The sequence below is a fragment of the Pseudomonas sp. NPDC088890 genome, assembly GCF_044900155.1.
GTDB classification, from domain to species: Bacteria; Pseudomonadota; Gammaproteobacteria; order Pseudomonadales; family Pseudomonadaceae; genus Aquipseudomonas; species Aquipseudomonas urmiensis.
The window spans coordinates 63,449-87,814 of sequence record NZ_JBJDNG010000017.1; the positions used below are offsets into that span (position 1 = coordinate 63,449).

At 62.3% G+C, this 24,366-nt stretch carries 15 protein-coding genes; 1 reads left to right on the plus strand and 14 read right to left on the minus strand.

The annotated features are described in order from the left end of the window. Positions 1-7: 7 nt before the first annotated feature. The 14 genes from ACI2JX_RS23885 to ACI2JX_RS23950 form a co-directional block, all read right to left on the minus strand. Positions 8-871: an ABC transporter ATP-binding protein gene (locus tag ACI2JX_RS23885; protein WP_264236852.1), complete on the minus strand. Its 864-nt coding sequence runs from the start codon at positions 869-871 to the stop codon at positions 8-10. A gap of 6 nt (positions 872-877) precedes the next feature. Continuing rightward, on the minus strand, positions 878-1,897 hold the full coding sequence (locus tag ACI2JX_RS23890; protein ID WP_264236853.1) for an ABC transporter substrate-binding protein: 1,020 nt from the start codon (positions 1,895-1,897) through the stop codon (positions 878-880). A gap of 18 nt (positions 1,898-1,915) precedes the next feature. Further along, the gene (locus tag ACI2JX_RS23895; protein ID WP_404691118.1) at positions 1,916-2,815 is read right to left on the minus strand and encodes a TauD/TfdA dioxygenase family protein; all 900 of its coding nucleotides are present in this window, start codon (positions 2,813-2,815) and stop codon (positions 1,916-1,918) included. 213 nt (positions 2,816-3,028) lie between these two features. Further along, positions 3,029-6,550: a cellulose synthase complex outer membrane protein BcsC gene (gene bcsC, locus ACI2JX_RS23900; RefSeq protein WP_404691119.1), complete on the minus strand. Its 3,522-nt coding sequence runs from the start codon at positions 6,548-6,550 to the stop codon at positions 3,029-3,031. Next, on the minus strand, positions 6,538-7,647 hold the full coding sequence (gene bcsZ, locus ACI2JX_RS23905) for a cellulose synthase complex periplasmic endoglucanase BcsZ (protein WP_404691120.1): 1,110 nt from the start codon (positions 7,645-7,647) through the stop codon (positions 6,538-6,540). The genes bcsC and bcsZ overlap by 13 nt, the downstream gene beginning before the upstream one ends. A gap of 2 nt (positions 7,648-7,649) precedes the next feature. Then, the gene (gene bcsB / locus ACI2JX_RS23910) at positions 7,650-9,932 is read right to left on the minus strand and encodes a cellulose biosynthesis cyclic di-GMP-binding regulatory protein BcsB (RefSeq protein ID WP_264236857.1); all 2,283 of its coding nucleotides are present in this window, start codon (positions 9,930-9,932) and stop codon (positions 7,650-7,652) included. Further along, a complete protein-coding gene (bcsA, locus tag ACI2JX_RS23915) occupies positions 9,929-12,538 on the minus strand; it encodes a UDP-forming cellulose synthase catalytic subunit (RefSeq protein ID WP_404691121.1) in 2,610 nt (869 codons plus the stop codon). The genes bcsB and bcsA overlap by 4 nt, the downstream gene beginning before the upstream one ends. Beyond that, positions 12,535-13,251 carry a cellulose biosynthesis protein BcsQ gene (gene bcsQ, locus ACI2JX_RS23920; protein WP_264236859.1) on the minus strand — a complete coding sequence of 239 codons (717 nt, stop codon included), beginning with the start codon at positions 13,249-13,251 and terminating at the stop codon, positions 12,535-12,537. The genes bcsA and bcsQ overlap by 4 nt, the downstream gene beginning before the upstream one ends. After that, positions 13,248-13,466, minus strand: a complete 219-nt coding sequence (bcsR, locus tag ACI2JX_RS23925) for a cellulose biosynthesis protein BcsR (protein WP_264236860.1) — start codon at positions 13,464-13,466, stop codon at positions 13,248-13,250. The genes bcsQ and bcsR overlap by 4 nt, the downstream gene beginning before the upstream one ends. After that, positions 13,463-15,091, minus strand: coding sequence for a cellulose biosynthesis protein BcsG (bcsG, locus tag ACI2JX_RS23930; RefSeq protein ID WP_404691122.1), 1,629 nt, complete (start codon positions 15,089-15,091; stop codon positions 13,463-13,465). Before bcsG ends, bcsR begins: the two co-directional genes overlap by 4 nt. Then, positions 15,084-15,269 (minus strand): cellulose biosynthesis protein BcsF, encoded by a 186-nt coding sequence (gene bcsF / locus ACI2JX_RS23935; protein ID WP_404691123.1) that lies wholly within the window; start codon positions 15,267-15,269, stop codon positions 15,084-15,086. The genes bcsG and bcsF overlap by 8 nt, the downstream gene beginning before the upstream one ends. Further along, positions 15,266-16,756, minus strand: coding sequence for a cellulose biosynthesis protein BcsE (gene bcsE / locus ACI2JX_RS23940; protein ID WP_368973023.1), 1,491 nt, complete (start codon positions 16,754-16,756; stop codon positions 15,266-15,268). Before bcsE ends, bcsF begins: the two co-directional genes overlap by 4 nt. 238 nt (positions 16,757-16,994) lie before the next feature. Beyond that, positions 16,995-18,353 carry an HlyD family type I secretion periplasmic adaptor subunit gene (locus ACI2JX_RS23945; protein ID WP_404691126.1) on the minus strand — a complete coding sequence of 453 codons (1,359 nt, stop codon included), beginning with the start codon at positions 18,351-18,353 and terminating at the stop codon, positions 16,995-16,997. Positions 18,354-18,360: 7 nt separating this feature from the next. Next, the gene (locus ACI2JX_RS23950; protein WP_404691124.1) at positions 18,361-20,517 is read right to left on the minus strand and encodes a type I secretion system permease/ATPase; all 2,157 of its coding nucleotides are present in this window, start codon (positions 20,515-20,517) and stop codon (positions 18,361-18,363) included. 652 nt (positions 20,518-21,169) lie between these two features. Here ACI2JX_RS23950 and ACI2JX_RS23955 point away from each other — a divergent pair. Next, on the plus strand, positions 21,170-24,366 hold a 3,197-nt coding region (locus ACI2JX_RS23955), incomplete at its 3' end, for a retention module-containing protein (protein ID WP_404691125.1).

The following is a 24,366-nucleotide window of genomic DNA, read 5'->3' on the forward strand; positions in this document are numbered from 1 at the left end:
GCTCCTGTCAGTAGGCGATGCGGATATCGTTGAAACCCAGGTCTGCGGCTTGTGCAGGCTCCTGGGCTTCATCGAACAGCAAACGGTGGATACGTCGAGCGCTGGCCTGGAAATCACTGGCCCCCAGGCTGCCCAAATCGTACTGGTGGCTATGCACCTCGGCGCGCACCCGCCCAGGGTGGGGCGAGAGCAGCAGGATGCGGTTGCCGACCACCAACGCCTCTTCGATGGAGTGAGTGACGAACAACAGGGTGAAGCGCACCTCTTCCCACAACAGCAGCAGTTCTTCCTGCATCTTGCGCCGGGTCAGGGCATCGAGCGCGGCGAACGGCTCGTCCATCAACAGGATCTTCGGCTGGGTGGCCAGCGCCCGGGCAATCGCCACGCGCGCCTTCATGCCACCAGACAAGGTGTGCGGATAGGCATCGGCAAACGCCGCCAGGCCCACTTTGTCCAGGTAATGCAAAGCGCGCTCCTCGGCTTCGGCGCGCTTGAGCTGGCCGGATACCAGCAGCGGAAACATGACGTTCTGCTTGACCGTCTTCCACGGCGGCAGCTGGTCGAACTCCTGGAACACCACGATACGGTCAGGGCCGGGGCCTTTGACCGGCTGGCCCTGCAGCAGGATCTGCCCTTCGGTTGGCTCGATAAAACCGGCCACGGCCTTGAGCAAGGTCGACTTGCCGCAACCGGACGGACCCAGCAGGACGAAACGGTCAGCACGATCGACTTCGAAGCTGACCTGGTGAGTGGCGCGCACCACGCGTTGCGCGGTGCGGTATTCGAGGCTCAAGTTATCCACAGCGAGCAGCGCTGGCGTGGCGACACGGCTCAGGTTGCTGGCCGTGTGGCCTGGCAATGGGGCGGTCATTGGCAATCAGCTCCCCTGCAGTGGGCGTTGGTCCTGGAAGAAGTAGTCCTTCCACGATTCAGGCTTGTTCTTGATCGCGCCAACCCGGTAGAGGAATTCGGCCAGCGGGTAGGTGTTCTTCGGCGTGACGGTGAACTCGTACTGTGGGTTATCGATCAGGCGGATCAGCGCATCGCGGTCGATCTTGGCCTTGGTCACGCGGATGTAGGTGTCTGCCGCTGCAGCTTTGTCGTTCTGAGCGAACTCAGCCGCCTCGGCCAGGGCATCGACGAAGGCCTTGTAGGTCTTGGGGTTGTCCTTGCGGAATTTCTCGGTGGCGAACAGCAGGGTCGGCGAGTTGGGGCCGAGCAGGTCATAGCTGTTGAGCACCACGTGCACGTTCTTGTTGGCCAGCACCTGATCCTGGAACGGCGGATTGGAGAAGTGCCCGTTCAGCTCGGTGCCGCCGGCCAGCAGTGCGGCGGTGGCATCCGGATGGGGGACGGCCAGGGTGTATTTGTCGAGGCGGTTGTATTCCTTGTCGCCCCACTGTTTGGCAGCGGCGTACTGGAGGAAGCGCGATTGCACCGACACGCCCACCGCCGGCACGGCGATGCGGTCTTTTTCGGACAGGTCGGCAATGGTCTTCACGTTAGGGTTGCTGCTGACCAGGTAGTACGGGAAGTTGCCGAGCGAAGCCACGGCCTTGACGTTCTGCCGGCCCTTGGTGCGATCCCAGACGGTGAGCAGTGGGCCGACACCAGCACCGGCGATATCCACCGAGCCCGACAGCAGTGCGTCGTTGATCGCGGCGCCACCGGACAACTGCGCCCAGTCGACTTCGATGTCGATGCCCTCGGCCTTGCCGTGTTTCTCGATCAGGTTCTGATCGCGGACCACATTGAGCAGCAGGTAGACGATGCCGAACTGCTCGGCGATGCGGATCTTGCCTTCGGCCTGGGCCGCAGTGGGTGCGGCCAAGGTACCGATGACCAGGCTCGCGCCCAGGCCGATGCTTGCCGCCAGGCGGCTGATGGATTTACGCATGATGAATTTCCTCAGTCGTCAGAACGGGGCATCGCCCTGGATAGTGGTACGGAACAACTTGCGCCGCAGGTGCGCGGGGCAGCCGGTGGCAAGGTGGATCAACGAGCGGTTGTCCCAGAACACCAGGTCGTGCGGCTGCCACTGGTGGCGGTAGATGTTCTGCTCGAGCACACTCAACGCGTACAACTGCTGCAGCACATCGCGGCTCTCGTCTTGCGGCAGGCCGACGATGCGGGTGGTGAAGCCTTCGCTGACGAACAGTGCCTTGCGGCCGTTTTCCGGGTGGGTGCGCACCACGGGGTGAATCACTTCCTGGACCTGCGCGAGCTGTTCGGCGGTCAGGGTCGGGCGCCAGTTGCCCTCGAATTTGGTTTCTGCATAGCGTGCGGTGTAGGAATGCGCGGCGCTGCGGCCTTCGACCACCTTGCGCAGGGCTTCGGGGACTGCGTCCCAGGCTTTGTGCATATCGGCGAACAGGGTGTCGCCGCCTTCGCTGGGCAGCTCCTGGGCATGCAGCATCGAGCCCAGGCTTGGCAGCTCTTTGTAGGACAGGTCCGAATGCCAGAACTTGCCGGCATCGCCCAGGCCGACGTTGCGACCGTCTTCGATGATGTTGGAGACGATCAGAATCTCGGGATGGCCTTGCAGCAGGAACTGCTTGAGCACATGGATCTGCAGCTCGCCAAAGCGGCGGCTGAAGGCAATCTGCTGGTCGGGGGTGATGCGCTGGTCACGGAACACCAATACGTGGTGATCCAGGTGGGCGCGGTGAATACGGCTGAAGTCCTCGGCGTTGACCGGTTGGGCCAGGTCCAGGCCGATGATCTCGGCGCCGACGGCACCGGAGAACGGGCGAATTTCAAAGGATTGCGGCTGTGCGCTGTCGATGGCCGACAAGGCGTTAGAGGCGGCTGGCATTTCTCACTCCCACGTAGTGCGCGGCATTCAGGGCGCGCATCGATCAGAAACGCACGGGGGACTCCCGTGTGGGTTCAAGTCGTGCGGCGCGCCGATTGGTCGGCAGGTACGCAGTGAGAGTGACTATAAAGGTATAAGAAAAATAATTTAAATACCGTTAGAGAATAACCATATGAAGCAGTTCATCCGCCGACCATGACCGCTGACTACCCCTTAACGCCATTCGCTGTAGGGCTCCAGTGAGGTAACGGGCAAAGCCAGATTGCCTCGCCACGGTTCGAACAGGTAGCGCACGTAGAACACGGCATGGCTGGGCGCATAGTCATCGCTGTGCTGCCAGTCGAAACCGCCACCCAGAGCCCAGCGGTCGCTCAGCCGCCGCTCGAATGCACCATGCAGCCGGTAGCCAAGGCCAGTGCTGGCACTGGCGTCAGTCATTGCATCGATGTTCGACTCGACAATGTCATAACGCTCCAGCAGCTTGCGGTTCAGGTGTTGGTTCGGGTAGACCCGGCTGCTGTCGCTGTTGGCACGCGACCAACTGACCGAGCCTTCCAGCAGGAACGACCAGTCGTAGTTGCGCCAGGCATAGCTGACGGGCAAGCCGATCGACTCGTAGCGTTGCGGGCTGTAGTAGCCTCCTTGGCCGAGACTGTATCCGCCCAGGTCCTTGTCGTAGCGCCAATGCATCAGGGTCAGGCCAACCCGCATGCGCTCGTCGGCCTTTTCCAGTGCACGAAAATAATAGCCTGCCATCGCCCGGGTACGCTGGTTGTCGACAACGTTCTCGCCATACAGCCAATGGTGCCCAAGGCTGGCCCAGATACCGTGATCCCCCCCTTGGTCCCAACTCAGGCCCAGGGTAGCGCCATTAGCCGTCACGCCGCCCCAGCGGACCTTGGTTGCCGGATCGCGCGCACCGGCGAACGACAGCAACGAGTTGCTCATGGGGCGCCGCGAGGCCGCCAGTGACCAGCCTACCTGCCCCAAATCACCATTGACGATCGCGCCGCCCAGCCAGTTGTTGACCTCATAGCCTTGGGTGGTGCCCACGTCGAAGCCCCAACGGCTGTTCTGCCATCCGGCCGCCAATACACCGCCATTGGCCGTCTGCGAGCCCGCCTGGCACGTCGGTAGGGGCGTTCCGTTGCGGGTGACGCCAACAAACTGGCAAGTGCCGAAATTGGCGGTAGTTTGACCATCTGCGTTCTGCTCGAATGAGCCGGCATCCATACCGATGCGTTCGACGCGGGCAAAGGCCCTGCCATCTTCCCAAGGCGTGTCGACATGCAGCAAGGTCGATTGGGTACTCAATCTGGAAATACCTGGCGTACCGTCACTCTTGCGCCAACCGTAATCATGCATGAGGGTGACGCTAGTGTTGCGCTGGCGATACAGCTCATCGACATCACTGCGTAGGCTGCGCACCAGCCAGTCATCGCCATCATTTGCGCGGCTAGCCAGGGTCATGGCCCGGTCGTCACGCGGCGTCACCGCCGAGCGACTGAGCAACTGCGCATCGGCCATCGCCGCTGCGTATAGATCCAGCGCCCGCTGTGGATCGTTGGCCGCCACCAAACGGGCAGCATCACGACGCAGCAGCGGGTCTGGCTGGGTTTGCAGTGCGGCGACATGATCCAGCAGACGGGCAGCCTTATCGTTCTCTCCCAGAGCGGCCCAGACTGCAGCCAACCGCCGCTGGGCAGCGTCTTGCTCGTCGGTCAATTGTAGAGGCTGCGCGTCCAATGCCTGACGCACTCGGGCCAGATCGCCTTCGGCAATCGAGCTTTCCATCAGCCCAAGGCGGGCCTCCGGGCGCTGCGGCTGAACCTGCAGCACGCGTTGGTAATAACCCCGCGCCTTGGTGTGATTGCCTTGCTCTGCAGCCCAGTCGGCCATCAGCAACAGATCGTCAGGATCGCCCTCGCCCTGGGCCAGGCCGGCTTCCAGCACATTAGTGGCCTCGTCGGTGCGCCCTTGTTCCTGCAGCCGCTGGGCATGGGCCAAGGTCATGCGCCGACGCACGCGCTTGTCGAGCGCCCGCATGTCATCGGTCCAGGCGCTTTGCGGTACGCCGTGCAGGCTGTCGCGGGCCTGTGCATCACGGTCACTGGACTCAAGGTACAGGGCGTGGGCATAGCGCGTGGCAGGATCGGCCGATTGACGCTGCAGCACCCTGCTGAATGCGTCATCGGCCTCAGCAGTACGGCCCTGCTGGCGTAGGCTGTTGGCCAACTGATAGACCAGCCATGGCTCATCGGGGGCCAGCTGCGCAGCCTGCGCCAAGACCCGGCTGGCGGTAGCCCAGTCCTGACGTTGCAGCGCCACGTCGCCCTGCTCGCGCAGGCGGCCTAACTCCAGGCTGCGCCGCAGACTGGCAAACTGGGCTTGCTGCGCCGGCGGCAAGCTGTCCAGATAGGCTTGGGCTTTGAATGTCGATTGCGCCTGGTAGATGCGCATCAGACCGCGTACCGCGCTTTCGTTGCCGGGCAGCATACGGCGCACCTGCAGGTATTGCCGTTCGGCGCCGACCAGGTCGCCTTCGGCATACGCCACATCGGCCAACCCGAGCATGGCGAACTCATCTTCCGGGCGTTGCTGACGGGCCTGTTGATACAGCGAGCGGGCGACACGCAGATCGTGCATTTCCAGCGCGCGGTCTGCCCGCTGCAGCATCCCCCAATACTGGCTGGAAGCCTCGAGGTCTTTCCATTTGCTCATCAAGCGGGTGTTCTGCTCGATGGCAACGGCCTGGTGAAATGACGTATTGGCCTCTGCATAACGACGTTGGCGCATCAGCGCCACGCCCAAGGCACCGTGCAGGCTTGCATCATTGGCATAGCGGCGTAGAGCCTGGCGCAACTGTGCCTCTGCCTGCACGTTTCGCTCCTGCTCGAGCAGCGCCTTGCCACGCTGTCCTGCCTGCCAAGCGGGGTCAGCCACCAAGGTGCGCTGTTGCTTGAGGTTTTCGCCGGCGAGCGGCAACAGCGGTGAAGCGGGATAACGCTGGGCGAATGCTTGCCAGCCAGCGACGCTGTCAGCACTCACCGGTTGCTCGGATAGATAGTCGAACTCACGCTGCGCGGCTGCATCGCGCGCAGCTGGATCGCGCGACAACTGGTCGAGCACGGCCAGCGCCTCACTGGCGCGGCCTTCGTTGAACAACCAACTGGCCAACGTCTGGCGCAAGCCAGCGCTGCCCGGGTAGCGTCGATCAAGTTGCTGCAGCTGCTGGATCGCGTCTGGCCGCTGGCCAGGCAGGTTGCCCCGCACCCGCCAGTAGTCCAGAGCCAGCTCCAAGCTAGGCGGCTCGCCAGCGAACAACTGGTCATAGGCGACCAGGGCCTCGTCGTAACGCCCGGTAACCGCCATCAGGCGGGCCTGCTGCAAACGCTGCGCCTGCTCCGGCTGCTGCAGTTGCAACAACCGTCGGGCTTGTCGATCCTGAAGGCTGCCGGGTGCGAGCTCGCTGATGCTGGCCCGCAACCGCTCGGCCTCTTCAGGCTTCTGCTCACGCAGCGCCAGGCTCAACGCGGCCAACATGGTCTCAGGGTTGCGCGGCTCAAGCAGACGTAACCTGGCCAGCGCGTCGCGAACCAGATCGTCACGGTGCAAGGCCTCGCCAATACGTATCTGCTCAAGCAGCCATTGGCGCTGTTCATCGCGGTCTTTGGGTTGCGCGGCCACGGCAAAAGACAACACGGTCAGCGTCAGCACGCCGATCATTCGGAACATGTAGCACTCCAGGCAGGCAGCAGACGACCTTGGTTGTCGAAGCGATAGCGGGCTTCATCCCAGCCTTGGCCAAACAGGACCAGGACCTGGTTGTAATACGCCTGCGGCTCGGCAGGTTGTTCGCGTAGCTTTTTGCGCTGGGCTTCAAGTGAGGTGGGGCTATCAGCGACGCTGGCCAGCAGCGGCAGCAGCGCGGCGGAGAAGCCTACCGGGCCCTGGCCACTCTGCTTGCCGCTACGGGCGTCGACGCTTTCCGGAGGCACACCCTTGTGAGTGGTGGCTGCGATCATTGGCGCGAAGTGGCGCAGCAGTTCGTCGCGCTGTGGTGCGTCGGTGGCCAGCATGCCCAGCCACAGGTACACCCGAATGGCGTCATAGTCGCCGGAGTTGCCGTGCTCAGGGTCGGGCTCGATGCCTGCCGCTGGCGTCCATAGAAGCCAGTCCGGCGCAAAACCCTTGGGCGACGCCTGCAACCAGAGGCGACGAACGTTGACGGCCATCTCACCCCATAGCGGGTCCACCAGGGCAAACCGGTCGAACAGCTGCGGCGGCAGGTAGCTGGGGTTCAGGCGCCAGCCACGGCTGTCTTCGAAGCCATAGTCTGCTGGCAACAGCATCAGCCCCAGGCCAGGCAGCTTGCGCACGGTTTGCGCAGCGATGCGCCAGAGCATCTGCTGGCCCAACTGCGTATAGGACGGCTCGCCCCATAGCCGCCCCGCTTCGAGCAGGCTGTAGGCGATCCACAGATCGGCATCGCTGGCATTGTTGCTGTCCAGCACCTGCCATTGCTGCTTGCCTTTGCCCCACAGCCATGCCGGCAGATGTCGGGAAAGGTCGCCTTCGGCCAGGTTGTTGGCGGTCCAGCGCAGCATTTTTGCAAACGCCGGGCGGTCATTGCCGACCAGCGCGAAGAACAGCGCATAGCTCTGTCCTTCGGAAGTGCTGATCAATCGCTGGTCACTGCGATCGAGCACCCGTCCATCGGTGCTGACCAGTTCGCTCTTGAAGCGCTCCCAGGCCGGCCACAGGCAAGGCGTCGACGCAGTGGCGATAGCAGGCGTGCAGAGCACCAGCAGCAATGCCAACAGCTGGCGCATGATCAATCGGCCTCACCCAGGCGACGACGTCCTGCCCAGCGCAGTGCACGCCACAACAGGAAGGCGAACAGCAGCACGCTGACGGTGGCGATCACCGCGATCAGGGCGGGGTAGTCAGATAGGTGGAACCACAGCAGCAGCCACCATGGCAGCTGGCCGACAAAGTAATGTTCGCCAACGAACTGGCTGCTGACACCACTGCTGCGCACCAGGGCGACCGAGCCCGCTACCGCTTCCAGCTTGCCAGAATCGGCCAGCACCTCGCGCAACATGCCGTATGCGGCATCGGAGCCGGCCAACAACGCGACAACGCTACGCTGCTCGTGGAATGGCGACTTCAAGCCAGTGATTGCGGCAATCGGCGCCTGGGCGCTGACTGCGACTCGGCTGTTGGCCACAACCGGGGAGGTATCGAAGCGGCGGCTGCCGGCCTGCTCCAGCATCCGCCCTTGCACCATCCAGTCACGCTGGGCGTTGAGCAACAGACCAAGGTTGGGTTGCTCGCGCAGGTCTTCGGGAAGACTGCCGATCAGCAGTAGATCGGCATCAACGTCTGCAGCCTGTTTCCAGTTGTCGCTCAGACGCACGTTCACGGCCGGGTAGCCAATCTGCCCGCCCAGGCTGGCAATCACGTCGAGCAAGGTGCCGACCTGCATCGAGGTGGGCTTGGCCGGTACCACGATGAGGGTCTCTGAGAGGTCGGCCATGCGGCTGTAGGGGAAGCCGCTACGGGCAAAGGCGCGCAGATCAGGCATGGCCATGTAGTGGTGATAGCCAGACAGATCGATGGTCGAGTTTTCATCGATCGCCGCACGTACATCCACCGGCAGGGACGTCTGGCAATGGTCGCGCTGGGCGCTACCCAGGGTGCTGGCAAAGCTGAAGTCGAAACGCAGGCGGTTGCGCGCGCCGATCTTCAGCGCCGGTACCAGCGACTGCTCGGTCAATGCGGTGCTGTCGGTGGACAGTACGTTCAGGCGCATTTCCTCTAGGGTACTGCTGCGTCGGTCGTTGCCCACCAGCGGCATGCTGGTTATGTATTGGTCATTGACACTGATGCTCAGGCGCGACTCGTCGGTGACCGCTGGCGGCGTGTAGCGATACAAGGTTTGCAGCGGGATGCCCTGGTTGCGCCATACGAACAGGTCCGGCGGCAGGTTCACGTCGAGGATGATCGGCCGCGGCTGCAAGCCACTGACTTGCAATTGCTGCGGGTAGTCGAGCAGCTCGGAGAAACGCACCGGCCGGTCGGTACGCGTCCAGTTCGGCGCATCGTAAGGCTTGCGCGGTTGCAGAGCAGTCATTTGCTCGATCTTGACCCGCGAACCACGGAACAAGTCACTGCCAACGGCCAGCGCCGACGCGGCCTTGACCAGGTCGTCGTCGTTACGGCCCAGCACCAGCAGCAGTTTGCTCCAGCGATCGCCAGGGTGGTCGATCAGCTGCACCACCGGGCCATCGACCGCCGGAAATTTCTCCAGGTCGGCGATAAATGCCGGGCGACGCTCGTTGCTGGCGAAGACGATGGCGGGACGCGGTTTGTCGCCGCTGGCTGGCAGGCTGTTGAATGACACCGGGAAGGTCGCCTTGCGCCAGCCTGCTTTGCTGCCGAAGTACGAGGCGAGGATCGCAGCGGCACGCTGCTCACCCAAAGTTGGTGCATCGGCGAACACCACAGGCAGCTCGACCTTGCTGGTGTCGCGGGCATCGAAGAACGGCAGTGGGAAGTAGGCCAGGTCATTTTCCAGCGCCAGCGCTTGCTCACGCAGCTGAACCTGGCTCTTACGATTGACGTTCAGCCACAGGCCGCTGTGCGCAGGGTCTTCACAGATATCGGTGTAGTGCCCGACGAACTCTAGGCGCACCCGGTTGAAGTCGCTGATCAGCTTCGGATCCAGCGGCAGCTGGCGCCGCACCCGCTGGCCAAGCTGGTCCTTTTCGACCGGCACCACACCCATCAATTCATCGTTGAGGTACACGCGCAGATGCGACAGATTCGGCAACAGCGCTGGCGAAGGGGTGTAATCCAGCTGCAGCACGGCGTCGGTTGCCAGACGATCGCGGCGCACGCCGAACTCGATGTTTTCGTTGTTGCGTACCCCCAGCAGCAAGCTGTCGGACGCTTGGCCGAGCTGCTCGAACGTCTGGGTCACGGGCCAGCTTGGCACCGATGGCTCGACCGGTAGGGCAAGGGGGGCTACATCGGCGACAGCTGCGGTCTGGAACAGCGAGGCAAGCAGCGCCATCGCCAGGCCCCAGGTGCGCGCGGGATAACGAGTCATCATGCGTCTCGGTCAACAAGGTTCGTGGATGAAAGAGGTTGAGGCGTGCGTGGCAGGTAGCTGCCCAACCAGCGCGTCAGCTGGCGTATCGGCTGCAGCCGCTCGCGCAGCCAACTTGGGGTATGTTCGATCAGACGCAGATAGCCGACGCCACCCAACTTGAGGACGTCGACCAGGCTACGCAGCGGGCGATCGACTTCGTGCTTGTCCTGCCAGCCCAGCCAGGCATCGGCACGGGCGAAGGTGCAGTGCACCAGGTCGATGCGCTGCTGTTGGCTGAGACCGTCGAAGGTCAGGCCCACATGCCGACCGACGATGCGGGTAACCCGTGCATTGAAGGCAAACTCACGCTGGCCGCGACTAAGCAGCAAGCGCACGCGCTCCCCGGGTGCGGGCGATACGCCATCACCCAATTGCAGGCCGATGCCGCCATCGGAATAGTCGACCAGGGTACAGGGGAAGCCATGCCCACTTTCCAGCACCAATGCAGCCGGCAGGTGCATCTGCACACGGTGCGCACGCCGTACCTGACGCACTTCGGCAGCCACCGCACAGGCGGCGCCGAGGATCAGCAGGTTGTAGATCACCCACAACGAACTGACGATCACCGTGCCGATTTCCGCGACTGGCCCGGTGAACAAGCGCCAGACGGCAAAGCCCAGGCCGACCACATTGAGCCCGGCAAGGAACAGATACGGCTGGGCGATGCGCCAGTCGAACTGCCCTTGCTCCATCAGGCCGCCTTTGGCCGTGACATTGAAGGTACCCTTCTTCGGCGCAAACAGTGCGACCGTGGTCGGGCGCGCGATATACCAAGCCAGGACGGTCTCATACACTTCCCCCCAGAAGGTTTGCCGGTACTTACCCTGCATGCGCGAGTTGGTGAGGCTGGCGTGAATCATGTGGGGCAGCACGTAGAGCAGGATCATCAGCGCCGGCGCGTAGATGATGTAGGCGTGCAGCAACAGGAACGCCAACGGCGCGGTGAGGAAGATCAACCGCGGCAGACCGGCCAGGAAGTGCAGCATGGCGTTGGCGTAGCAGATTCGCTGGAACAGGCTCAGCCCTCGGCCAAACAGCGGGTTGTCGGTGCGGAAGATCTGCACCATTCCCCGCGCCCAGCGAATGCGTTGACCGATGTGCGCCGACAGACTCTCCGTGGCCAACCCCGCGGCCTGGGGAATGCTCAGGTAAGCCGAGGTCCAGCCCTGGCGGTGCAGGCGCAACGCGGTATGGGCATCCTCGGTCACCGTTTCGACGGCAAAACCGCCAATGCTCTCCAGCGCGGTGCGTCGCAGTACGGCACAGGAGCCGCAGAAGAAGGCAGCGTTCCACATATCGTTGCCGTCCTGGATCAACCCGTAGAACAGCTCGCCTTCGTTGGGGCGGCGGCGGAACGAGCCCAGGTTGCGTTCGAATGGATCGGGCGAGAAGAAGTGATGGGGGGTCTGCACCAACGCCAGCTTGGCGTCCTTGAGGAACCAGCCAACCGTCATCTGCAGGAAGGAACGCACCGGGACGTGGTCGCAGTCGAAGATGGCGATCAATTCACCGTCGGTGACGCCCAGTGCATGGTTGAGGTTACCGGCTTTGGCGTGCTTGTTGTTCGGCCGCACGATGTAGCCTACCCCGACTTCATCGGCGAAGGCGCGGAACGTCTCGCGCTTGCCATCGTCCAGCAGGTAGATGCGCAAGCACTCGCGGGGCCAGTCCAGGCCCAAGGCGGCGAGCACCGTGGTACGCACCACCGACAGATCCTCGTTGTAGGTGGGGATCAGCAGATCGACCGTCGGCCAGCGCGCGGGGTTGTCCGGAAGGTTCGCCGGCTTGCGCTGCAGCGGCCAGCAGGTCTGGATATAGCCAAGGATCAGCACGAACCAGGAGTAGGTTTCGGCGGCGAGGAGAATCACCCCGCAGACCAGATCGAGCGTGTCGTTCCAGTTCAACGTCGAGGTGTAGCGCCACCACAGATAGCGGCAAGAAATGATCGTCGATAACACGATCAGCATCAGCGTCGGGAAACGGCCCGGCATGTAGCGCACCAGCATGGCGATGCACCACAGCAGGAAGATGAACACTAGCTGCGCCAGGTAGCCGAACGGCTCGGTCACACAGAGCAAGGCCAGCAGCACAGCGCACGAGGTGAGTACGGTGTAGAACAGTCGGCGGCCGAATACGCTCAGCTGGCGCAGGCGCTGGGCGGCATCGTGCTGCAAGTTGCTGTCGCGAAAGCGTACTGGTACCTGGTGCATGGCCTCGGCCAGGCGGGCTCGGCACTTGCGTAGGTGCTGCCAGACCCCTCGCATATGGCGGATGGCAAACGACCAGACACGCGGCGCTCGACCAGCTTTACGCGGCTGAGGTGCACGTCGCACCAACAACCAGAAGCACTGGATCATCAGGCGCAGCGGGTCGCCCAGGGTCGGCCGCTTGCCGACGAACTGCGGGAACAAGCGCTGACGTTCGGCCAGCAGCGCTTGCCAGGAAGGCGATTCGAGCCGCAGGAACAGGAACGCCAGCCACGCGCCCAGCGTGAATAGCAGGGCGACGGGCCGATGGGCGCCTCGTGCGGTGAAGTAGGCGTAGGCCGAGAGTGGTGTCACGTTCACGCTTGCCGCCTTGCCAGGCAGCGCACCGCCAGGCTCTGCACATCGCGGGACGCCAGAGACTGTGGCGCGTAGTGGCCAACCGGCGCCTTGCAGGCGAAGGCTTCGGCGAACGCTTCGTCACGATGCACCAACTGCATCGGCAAGCGGTTGCGCAGCAGGTCGCGCCAGACCATCAGCACATCACTCTGCAGGCTGCTGGCCGGGTTGAAACGGTTGACCAGCAGCAGGTCGTAACGCTCGATCTGCTGGCGGCCGAGCAAGACGTGGCTGGTCATTTCCGCCTCAGCCACCAGTATCCGCATGTCTGTGTCGAAGCCACGCGTGGTCTTGGCAGCAACCGGATGAGGCAGGTCGAACAGCAGCCAATCAAAATGTTCGGCAAGTGCAGCCTGCCGTTTATGCCAGAGGTGCGGTTGATGCCAGTCAGCCAGATCGTCCAGGCGGTTTTGCGCCACTTCACCAAATGGCATCAGGCACAGCCCGTCGAGCACTTCATACACTGGCTTGCCAAAGGGTCGACCGTCTAACTGCGCGCTCGCCCAACCCTCGCGCTGATCGAGCGGCAAGTTGCAGTGCAGGCCCAACAGGTTATCCTGGCTCAGGTCGACCATTAGCACCCGCTCGCCCAGCTCGCGCAAGGCATAGCCGAGCGCGGCCAGCAAAGCGGTGCGGCCCAGCCCACCGCGCAAGCCATGCAAAGCCAGGCTGATCATGACAGCTCGGCCTCAGCCAGCTCGGCCCGCTCGACCACCGCTTGCTCCAGACCGGCCCTGCAGCTTTCGCCCAGTAGCGGCCAGCGCTGCAACGCCTGTTGCACCCCAACCATCATCGAAATGTCCTGATAGCTCAAGGTTGGCATGGCCAGGTACTGACGCAGTTGGGCAATATCATCACTGCGCTCGGCGGGGTCAGCTTTGCCAGCCATCATGGGTTCTCCTTGGGAACAGGCTGCCAATCCGGCTGGCCTTGCAGGCGCATATAGGTTTGGCCCTGGTAGTCCAGGACCTGGGCACCGGATGTTTCCGACACGCGTTCGGTGGTTGGCAGGTCGGTCAACAGACTCGGCAAGTCGAGGGTCTGTCCTGCCCCGAGGCCGGCATACACACGTGAGACCAGCTCGGACAACGCCAGGAAACTGGTCGGCGCAGTGACTTTCAGTGGCTCGCTACGCGCCGGCTGCCCCATACCAATGAACTTGAGGCCGACCGGTACATGGGTGATCGACGGGGTGGGGATTTCACGCATGCCTGACAACTGCATGCGGTCACCGTGCAAGGCCGCGCCGTGCTCGGGAACGATGGCGACCACTACGCGACGGCCACTGCCTTCAAGTTCGTCGAGGAACTTGCCGAGGTCGCCGAACAGGCGATTGGCCCGCGTCGCGTAATTGGCCGGACGGGTGCCGCCATCGGCGGTAACCATCCTGTTGCCGTCATGCAAGCTGATGGTGTTGTAGAACAGCGAGACATGTTCGGCACCGGAGCTCTTACGCTTGCCCCACCAGCCGCTCAGGACATCCAGGTCACCGGCGATCGGCGAGCCGTCGAAGCTGACCAGCGCCCGTGGGAAGTCACTGGCGCTCAAGCCGGGCTGAGGCATGTGCTGGCTGGTGATATCGCCGATGAAGTTGTCGAAGCGGCCACTGTGGTTGAGCAAGGTCTGGCTCTGGAAACCGAGCTTGGCCAGGTTCTGGAACAGCAGGCATTGTTCGGGGGCCTGCTGATAGAGACCCGCGTGAGACGATTGACCACAGCTGGCCCTGAGCATGCGAATCGCCGCCGGTCCGCTGTAGGAAGTGGCCGAGTTGAATTGATCGAAGACCACGTCCAGCCGCGAGAACAACGGGTTGTCATGCATACCGACGGCGGAAAGGTCGTCCCAGGCCAAGGAGCACACATTGATCACGAGCAGGTCGAATGTCTGCTCATCCGGCTTCACGGCAGGGAATGTGGTCACCCGTTGCCGCTCGCTGGCGAAGAATCGTTCAAGCCACGCATTCAAGGTCGCGGTGTCAGCGACCGCCGCAACAGGCCCTGAGGTGGCTGCAGTGGCTGGGGTGGCTGCTCCGGCAACGGTTGCCTGGCTGCCCACAGGGCTAAGCGACGGCAACCCACCGACCGCCAGCCATGCCAGGCCGACCAGGCTCAAGGTGCTCAGGCGAAGCCAGTGGCGCAGGAACAGATAACCCACCACCAGCAGCACCAGTCCCCCCACCAGGTTCCAGTTTATGAACCTGGCCATCAGTTCCAGCAGGTAATCCCACGAGAAGTCCAGCACACCCGGCTGCGCCAGCAAGCGGCGGAACGGTGGCAACCAGGTGTCGTGATAAAACAGGGCGATGCCCAACGGCACGGCCACCACCTGGCGCCCGACGCGCAGCCAGCGTCCCGTCAGCGGGACCAGTAGCAATGCCGCGAACAGCAGGTTGGGCAGCGCCTGGAAGTCCAGCATGCCGACAGCGACCAAGAGGAACTTGGCCAGGAAGTAGAGGTTCCAGGCACCCAGCCCGTGCCAACGGGCCGGTGCTGGGGCAGATAATGTTGAACTAGTCATGATCAGGGTCCTGATGCACTACACGGCGGCGTACGCCCACCGGCTTCAGGTAACGAGGGCGCAAGTGGCGACTAAGCCAGCGCTGGACCAGGGTGCGCACGTGCATCACCACCCCAACCAGGATCAAGGTAACCAGCGCGCTAATGCCGACCACCTGGAGCATTTGCACAAAGTTCATGCCGCCCCCTCAAGGCTCAGGGCGATCTGCCGTGGTACCAATGCAGGCCGTTTTTGTACCGATGGCAGCGCTACCGAATCGGCCAGTGGTGGCTGCGGCACGGTTTCGTCGAGAAAGGCCGTTGCAGCCAAGCTATCGAGGCTGACCAGCACGTCCTGACTGATGAACAGCTCCTTCCAGGACAACTGGAAAATATGATCCAGGGCCTGCTCGACACCTTCTGAACGACAGGCGAACAGGAACAGGAACAGCACGTCGCCGACCACACACGCGATATCGCCATCGCGCCGGAACACCGTACGCGAGCAGGCCTGCAGTGGGCTCAGGCCCGGTGCAGGGCGAAGCACCAGCAATTGGTGCACGATTTCCCCATTGCGATGGCCATGCCACATCTGTTGCACCGCTTCGGCAAATGCCCGTGGCGCTACCAGGCCACAAATCGGCAGCGGCCGCAGACGGGCAAGCAAGGCATCGAAATCGGCTGGCAGGTGGCGGCGCCAGATGTACCCCTGAATGCTGTCGACCATCGTCAGGAAGCGTGAAAGGCTAGCGCCGAATGGCACGATCTGGCTGGCACCACAGGCCAGCAGCAACTGCTCGTCCTGATAACGCAGGGTCGGTGCCATCTCACGTACCACCAGCTTCAGGGCGTTGCCGCGCAGCTGTCGCAAGGTATGGAGCTGCCGCGCCAAGACATCCAGACGCTGCCCACCGTCCATAGCGAAGATCACCGTTGCCGAAACGGCGCGGCTAGCCTTGGCCCCAACTTCGCTGATGCTATCGAATACCTGCCAGTGCTCGGACAGCGCTGGTGCCCCCTCCAAAACCTGGCTTTGGGCCAGGCACAGCAGTTCATCACTACCGGCGTCGGCCAGCGGCTGCAGCCGCCCAGCGACGGCAAAACCACGGTCACGGCGCGCCAGCTCGACATCCTGGGAGCCGGCGACACCAAGGGGGTTACTCCAGAAATGCTGCAGATAGCGCACTCCACCCTGGCCACGATAGAGCTGGGCAAGCCCGTCGAGCGATTGGTTGAATGCACGCAGACGCTCGACCAGCGATGCACTTTGCCCGGCACTGATCACCACTATCAGTGCACCGGCTGCAAGTGCCGCTTGGCGCAGGGCTTGGCACCAACGCTCGGATTTGCCCCCTTCCCAGGCAGCTGTCGGCACCAGGACCAGCAGCACACGACCCGGCAGATCGATGCGGGGCAGATCATCGTGCAGATGCACGATGGCCTGCGTGTCAGCCTCGTACAACGCTAGCTCGTCGGGGCCACAAGTCGGGTCTATCCCTTCCAGGACCTCATGCAAGACGCGCGCATCACCAAGCAGCGCCGCCCTGCCTTGTTCAGGCATGGCTTCGATGACTTGGCGGCAGAGCGTAGCGGCGTTTTCTGTGCTGTCACAGGCCAACCAATACAGGCCTTGCTCATGCAATTGACTATGCTCGGCACCCAAACCGGGAATAGCCAACAACGGAATACTTTTCGTCAAAACAATGACTCTGAATTCGATATCGAAGCTGACTTCAGGGATGGAGGCCGCACGCTAGCAACTGCGGCTTTTTGACGAAAAAATGTGTCAAAAATACGACGCTTGCAGATTGGGCTTGATTTAAGCCGTCAATTCTACAGCAGCAAGGGAAAATAGTGTCAAGGTGCTATGTGACCGACCGTCGCACTCGTTTGCATAGTGCGTTACAGCAGCCCTTGCGCGTTGTTCATCGCTCGCGCAAGGCCTCGCTCTGCGCCTTGATGATCGGCTTGAGGAGATAGCTCATGATGGTCTTCTTGCCGGTCATGATGTCCACTGTCGCCACCATGCCCGGAATGATCAGCAACGGTTTTTCGTCAGTGCCCAGGTGACTACGGTCCGTGCGCAGGCGGATCAGGTAGTAGGTGGTCTTCTTGTCTTCATCGGTGATGGTGTCGGCGCCGATTTGTTCGAGCTTGGCCTTCAACCCGCCGTAAATGGTGTAGTCGTAGGCGGTGAACTTGACCGTGGCTTCCTGGCCGGGGTGCAGGAAGGCGATGTCCTTGGGCAGGATTTTCGCTTCGATGACCAGGCTGTCATTGAGCGGGACGATCTCGACGATGTCGTCACCCGGCTGGATCACTCCGCCGATGGTGTTGACCAGCAGCTGCTTGACCACGCCGCGCACCGGTGAGGTCACCAGGGTGCGGTTGACCCGATCATCCAGCGCTTTGCTGGTGGCGGTGGCTTTGCTTAGCTCGGTGCGGGCCTCGTTGAGCTGGGTCAGGGCGTCACTGCGGAACTTGCCGCGGGTCTCTTCGATCTTGCTCTGGATCTCCTTGACCGCCGCCTCGGCACGCGGGATGGCCAGGGCCGTGGCATCCATCTGGCCCCGGTTCTCCACCTCTGAACGGCGCAGGCGGAGAATCTCGACCTGGGAGATCGCGCCCTTGGCCACCAAAGGCTCGGACATGGCGATCTCCTGGCGCAGCAGCTGCAAGCCGCTGGCATACTGGGCGCGCTTGGAGTTGTACTCGCGCAGTTCCTGCTGGCGCTGGACCAACTGCTGCTCCAGGCCAGCAATTTCGTCATGCAATTGCTGGCGCCGGCTCTGGTACAACGACTCCTCGCTGGCGGCCTGGTTAGGCGAGCTCTCGCGCAACTTATCGTCGATCTTCAATGGCACGTCTTCGACTTCTGCACTGAGACGCTCCACCCGCAGGGCCATGGCGACCCGATCGGCTTCAGTTTCGCCTTTGTTCGAGGCAAAGCGAGTTTCATCCAAGCGCAGCAGTGGCTGGCCAACTTCGACCACCTCCCCTTCCTTGGCGAAAATCTCGGCGACGATGCCGCCTTCGAGGTTCTGGATCTTCTGCACCTTGGACGACGGAATCGCCTTACCTTCGCCACGGGTGACTTCATCGATCGGAGCGAAACAGGCCCAGACGATCAGGAACAGGAAGAACGCGATCACTCCCCAGATGGTCAGGCGCACCACCCGCGGGGCATCTTCGATCAGTGCCTTGTTGACCTCGGGCAGGGGTTGCCCGCTGAGCGACTCCGCCCCCTTGAAGTAGCGGCGCAGATTGTCCTTGAGCTGGCCCATATCAAGCTTATGCAACACTGATCTGCCCCTTCTTCAGCGCATCCATGACGGCCGCTTTCGGGCCGTCGGCGACCACTTGGCCGCGATCGATGACGATCAGCCGGTCTACCAGCGACAGCAGCGAGGCGCGGTGGGTCACCAGCAGCACGGTCTTGCCTTCGATTACGGCCTGCAGGCGCTGCTTGAGGCGCTCTTCGCCGGTGTTGTCCATGGCGCTGGTCGGCTCATCGAGCAGCAGGATCTGTGGGTTGAGCAGCAAGGCACGTCCGAGGGCGACGTTCTGCCGCTGGCCGCCGGAAAGGTTCTGTCCTCGCTCGCCGACCTGCAGCTCGTATCCGTCCGGGTGTAGCCGGGCGAATTCGTGCACGCCGGACAGCTCGGCGGCCTGCAGGATCATTTCGTCCTCGATGTAGCGGGCGCCACTGACAAGGTTGTCACGCAGGGTGCCTGCCAGCAGCTGGATATCCTGGGGGACGTAGCCGATGTTGTGGCGCAGCTCGCTGACATCGATCTGGCGAATGTCCACGCCATCGACCAGCAACGAGCCATTGTCCGCTTCGTAGAGACCTACGATCAGCTTGGCCAGCGAGCTCTTGCCTGAGCCGCTGCGGCCAATGATGCCGACCTTCTCGCCTGGGCGGACACTCAAGTTGATACCTTTGAGCGCCTGGTTCTGCTGGTTCGGGTAGGTAAAGTCGACACCACGAAATTCGATGGCGCCCTGCAGGACCTGGCGGCTTAGTGGGCGCTCCTCGAAGTTGCGCTCTTGCGGCAGCTCCATCATCTGGTCGGTCGCGGCCATGGTCACCTTGGCCTGTTGATACCGGGCCAACAGCCCGTTGAGCTGGCCGAGCGGGCCGAGCGCGCGGCCGCTAAGCATGTAGCAGGCGACCAGGCCACCCATGCTCAGGTGGCCATCGATGATCAGGTAGACCCCCACACAAATCATCGCCACGCCCGCCAGTTGCTGGATCAGCAGGGTGATGTTCATCGCCAGCCCCGAGAGCACCTTGACCCGCAGCTCGAGTCGACTGAGGGTCCCGAGGGTCTGCTCCCACATGTACTGGCGTTCGCTCTCGGCGTTGTTGACCTTCACCGCGTCGAGCCCGGCCAGGGTTTCGATCAGGCTGGACTGGCGCTCGGACGCCAGGGCCATGGTCCGCTCCATGGTCGACATCAACGGCTTCTGCAAGGCGTAGCCGATGCCCAGCGCCAGCGGGAAGGCGATCACCGGAATCCACACCAGGTGGCCCCCGATAATGGCGATGACGATCAGGATCAGGAGGGTAAAGGGCAGGTCGATCAGGCTGGTCAGGGTCAGTGAGGCGAGGAAGTCCCGCAACCCTTGGAACTCGTGGATGTTCTGCGCATAGCTACCGACCCGTGCCGGGCGGTACTTCATGGCCATGCCGACGATGCGCTCGAACAGGGTGGCAGAGATGATCAGGTCGGTTTTCTTTCCGGCAAGGTCCAGACACAGGCTGCGCAGACCCTTGAGGATCAGATCGAAAATGTAGGCCCCGGTGATGCCCACAGCCAGCACCCAGAGAGTCGAGGTGGCTTGGTTGGGCACCACCCGGTCGTAGACGTTCATGACGAACAGCGGCGCGGCCAAGGCGATCAGGTTGATTACCAGGCTGGCGGCAATGGCGTCGATATACAGCCATTTGCTGCGCAGCAGGGTGTCGCGAAACCAGGAACGCGCACGTGGGATCAGGTTGCCGTGATTGACGTCGTACTTGTGCTGCGGCTGGGCAAAGAACACCTTGCCGCTGTAGTCGCCCAGCAGGGCCTCGCGGCTGACCAACACTTCACCGCCGTCGCTTTCACTGAGCAGCAGCCGCGCAGTGTCGGCGTTCTCCCAGCCGAGCAAGACGGCGCTGCGGCCTTCCTTGAGCAGCAACATGGCCGGCATGGCGATGCTTGGGATCTGCTCCAGCTTGCGTTGCAGCAAGCGACCTTGCAAACCAGCACGGGCCGCCGCACGGGGCAGCAATTCAGGGCTCAGGCGCTGGGCCGGCAACGGCAAGCCGGTGGTGAGCATGGCCCGGCTGGCGGGCTTCTGGTGCAGGACACACAGGGTCAGCAGGCTATCCAGCAACGGGTCATCGTGCTGACTACGTGGATCGTGACTGAGTTGGACTCGACTGACTTCGGATTCCACGCGGCGCTCTCTTCATCCTGGCGGTAGATGGGGTAGGTGCGCACTTCAGGCCATGCCTGGGAACGCTTACCAGGTCCAAGCCATTAATCCGCTAATGGCCCTTTGCAATCAACCTGGTATTGCACAGCAATCTGTGGGCCGAGACTCATATCTGAGGTATCGACCCATGGCAACTTAATAGCTCTTCGCCAAAATATTAATCAACCTGTTTTCCAAGCCTAACGCGTGATTGATTCGATGCAAGGTCCGGCTATGAATTCTCCCCCGACAATCTTTTGTATAGCCCGATATTGAGCGTTTCAAGATGATTCAAAAAGCCTTCCATAAGTCGCTTTTCTGGAGGTTTTTGGAACAATCGATCGCAGGTTCATGGCTAAAGCAACAATAGGCTTTGACCTGAAGCCTCAAACGGACAGATGACTAATACAAAAGTAAGAGTTGGCAATTGTACAGCTCTCGATGTGACATGACTCGCAGACTCACGCAATTAGCGTTCACAGCCACTATCCAGACATTGGAATCATAGTCGGAAAGTTATAACCAGTAAGTGAGTGCATTTAGCGTAAGACAATTTTGAATTATTCCATCTGCGCGCCGCATTCTCTTGCTGGCTGGGCATGGAAGCTACCGATCGGGTAACCCGGAGAGTCTCATGAGCACTGTCGTAGCCATCGTCAAAAGCATTGTTGGCCAAGTCGTCGCAGTATCCCCTGAAGGCATCCGGCGAGTACTCATCGAAGGCGATCGACTGCTTGCCGGAGATCAGGTGCTCACCGGCCCCGGTGGCGCAGTGACGTTGCAGTTGGCCGACGGCCGCTTGCTCGACCTGGGCCGGGAAACCCAGTGGAGTGCCGAGACGCCCGCCAGCAGCATCGACTTGAGCCTGGCCAGCGCCCAGGCGGCGCCCTCAGTCGAAGAGCTGCAACAGGCGATCCAGGCCGGCGCCGACCCGACCACCGATCTTGAAGCGACAGCAGCAGGCCCGACCCCAGCAGGCGGCGACGGCTCGGTTGGCGGCGGGCATACCTTTGTCATACTCGAGGAGACCGCCGGGGTGGTCGACCCGTCGGTGGGCTACCCCACCGGGCCGCTGAATTTCTCCGAAGCGCTGCGCTTCGAGCAAACCGCCGGGCTCGATACCACCCGCGACCCCGTCGCGACCCCACCCGCCGCTGGCGCTGCAACTGCCGTGGCACTGAGTGCCACGCCGACCCTTAGCGAGGCAGGTGGTGTGATCACCTACACCGCGACTGTCGGCCAAGCCCCTACCACTGACCTCACTGTGAGCTTGTCCAACGGCGCAGTAATCGTCATCGCTGCCGGTCAGACCAGCGGCTCGATCAATGTCGGCGTAACGCCCAGCGACGATGTTTACCTCGATAGCGGGCAAGTCTCGGCGAACATCACCGGCACAAGCGGTGGCGGCCTAAGCGTCAACATCGATGTTACCCCAGCGACTACCCAGATCGTCGACACCATCGACCTCACCACCGCCACCCTCAGTGCAACACCGAGCGTGACCGAGGGCGGCGTGATCACCTATACGGTGACCCTGAGCAACCCGGCGCAGACACCTGTTACCGTTACCCTGTCCAATGGCCAGACACTTGCCATCGCGGCCGGACAGAGCAGCGCCAGCTTCAATGTGCAAACGGCGGCCAATGACGTCTACAAGAACGGCAGCAGCGTTGCCCTGAGTATCGACAAGGCCGTAGGTGGCAATTTCGAGAGTCTGGTCGCCGACAAGACGCCAGCAACAACTCTGGTCAGCGATTCGCTCGATACCTCGACTGTAACCCTGACTGCCACGCCGTCGGTGGCCGAAGGCGGCAGCATCGTCTACACCGCCTCGATCAATGCACCGGTCACCGGCAGCCCAGTGCTGGTGACCCTGGCCAACGGCCAGACCATCACCATCGGCGTCGGCCAGAGCTCCGCCTCGGTCACTGCGCCGGTGAGCAACGATGCCTATCGGGGACCTGCTGCTGTCAGCAACAGCATCACCCAGGTCAGTGGCGGCAATTACGAGAATCTGGTGGCGAACAAGGCGCCGGTCAGCACCAGCGTGGCCGATGTGCAAGACAACACCAGCGTGACCCTGAGCGCCACCCCGAGCGTGGCCGAGGGCGGGCAGATCATCTATACCGCGACCCTTAGCAACCCTGCCGGCACTCCCGTTACCGTCACCCTGAGCAATGGCCAGACCCTCACCATCGGCGCCAACCAGAGCAGCGCCAGCATTAGCGTGGCCGCGCCTGCGGATGATCCGTATCGCGATGGTGGCCAGGTCAACGCACACATTACCCAGGCAACCGGGGGCAACTTCGAGCACCTGGTGATTAACCAGGCCGAGGTTTCAACCCGTGTCAGCGATACCCAGGACATCACCCGGGTAACCCTGACCGCCACCCCCAGCATCGCTGAAGGTGGCTCGATCCTGTACACGGCATCGGTCGGCGCACCGGTCACCGGTAGCCCGCTGGTAGTGACCTTGGCCAACGGCCAGATCATCACCATCGCGGTGGGTCAAAGTGCGGGGACGGTCAGCTCGCCGGTCAGCAACGATGTCTATCAGGGGCATGGGTCGGTCAGCAACAACATCACTCAGGTCAGTGGCGGTAACTACGAGAATCTGCTGCCAGACCAGACACCGGTCAGCACCACTGTGACCGACACCCAAGACACCACTAGCGTGACGCTTGTCGCCACCTCGTCAGTGGCTGAAGGCGGCACTATCGTCTACACCGCCTCGGTCACCGCGCCGGTTACCGGCAGCCCTGTGATAGTCACTCTGGCCAACGGTCAGACCATCACCATCCCGGTTGGCGCCAGCGCGGCTTCGGTCAATGCGCCGGCCGGTAATGACGTGTACCTGGGCCACGAATCGGTCAGCAATCACATCACCCAAGTCACAGGGGGCAGTTACGAACACCTGGTCGGCAACCCGGCGCCAGTGACCACTACGATCACCGACAGCCCTGACACCACCACCGTCACCCTGATCGCCACACCGACCGTTGCCGAGGGTGGCAGCATCGTCTACACCGCCTCCGTCGGCGCACCGGTGACCGGTGCACCTGTGGTGGTGACCCTGACCAATGGCCAGACCATCACCATTGCCGTCGGGCAAAGCGTCGGCAGTGTATCCACGCCTGTGAGTAACGATGGGTACCTGGGCCATGCGCCGGTAAGCACCAGCATTGGCGCGGTCAGTGGCGGCAGTTTCGAGAACCTGGTGGCCAATACCACACCTGTCAGCACCACGGTAAGTGACGTCCAGGACACTACCAGCGTGACCTTGACCGCTAGCCCATCGGTCACAGAAGGCGGGACCATCGTCTACACCGCGTCTGTGAGCGCGCCGGTTACCGGCAGCCCCGTTCTGGTGACACTGGCCAACGGGCAGACCATCAGCATTCCGGTCGGGGCCAGTTCAGCTTCAGTAAGCGCTGCTGTTGGCAACGATGTGTATCAGGGGCATGACTCGATTTCCAACCACATCATTGCTGTCGGCGGAGGAAGCTACGAGCAACTGATTGGTAACCCGGCGCCGGTTACGACAACTGTTAGTGACAGCCAAGACACCACTACGGTGACCCTGACTGCTACCCCTTCGGTGGTGGAAGGTGGCAGCATCGTTTACACCGCTTCGGTCAATGCGCCGGTCACCGGTAGCCCGGTGGCTGTGTCCTTGGCCAATGGCCAAACCATCACCATCCCGGTTGGCCAGAGCTCCAGTACTGTCAGCACCCCTGTGAGCAACGATGTCTACCAAGGCCATGCCCCGGTAACCACGAACATCACTAACGTCAGCGGTGGCAACTACGAGAATCTGGCTGGTAACCCAGC

Coding starts and splice junctions, on each gene's coding strand:
- ACI2JX_RS23890 (WP_264236853.1), bottom strand. CDS start 1,897: ATGCGTAAATCCATCAGCCGCCTGGCGGCAAGCATCGGCCTGGGCGCG.
- bcsQ (WP_264236859.1), bottom strand. CDS start 13,251: ATGATCAGCCTGGCTTTGCATGGCTTGCGCGGTGGGCTGGGCCGCACC.
- ACI2JX_RS23895 (WP_404691118.1), bottom strand. CDS start 2,815: ATGCCAGCCGCCTCTAACGCCTTGTCGGCCATCGACAGCGCACAGCCG.
- bcsC (WP_404691119.1), bottom strand. CDS start 6,550: ATGTTCCGAATGATCGGCGTGCTGACGCTGACCGTGTTGTCTTTTGCC.
- bcsF (WP_404691123.1), bottom strand. CDS start 15,269: ATGAACTTTGTGCAAATGCTCCAGGTGGTCGGCATTAGCGCGCTGGTT.
- bcsG (WP_404691122.1), bottom strand. CDS start 15,091: ATGACTAGTTCAACATTATCTGCCCCAGCACCGGCCCGTTGGCACGGG.
- ACI2JX_RS23945 (WP_404691126.1), bottom strand. CDS start 18,353: ATGGGCCAGCTCAAGGACAATCTGCGCCGCTACTTCAAGGGGGCGGAG.
- bcsR (WP_264236860.1), bottom strand. CDS start 13,466: ATGATGGCTGGCAAAGCTGACCCCGCCGAGCGCAGTGATGATATTGCC.
- bcsZ (WP_404691120.1), bottom strand. CDS start 7,647: ATGCGCCAGCTGTTGGCATTGCTGCTGGTGCTCTGCACGCCTGCTATC.
- bcsB (WP_264236857.1), bottom strand. CDS start 9,932: ATGATGACTCGTTATCCCGCGCGCACCTGGGGCCTGGCGATGGCGCTG.
- ACI2JX_RS23885 (WP_264236852.1), bottom strand. CDS start 871: ATGACCGCCCCATTGCCAGGCCACACGGCCAGCAACCTGAGCCGTGTC.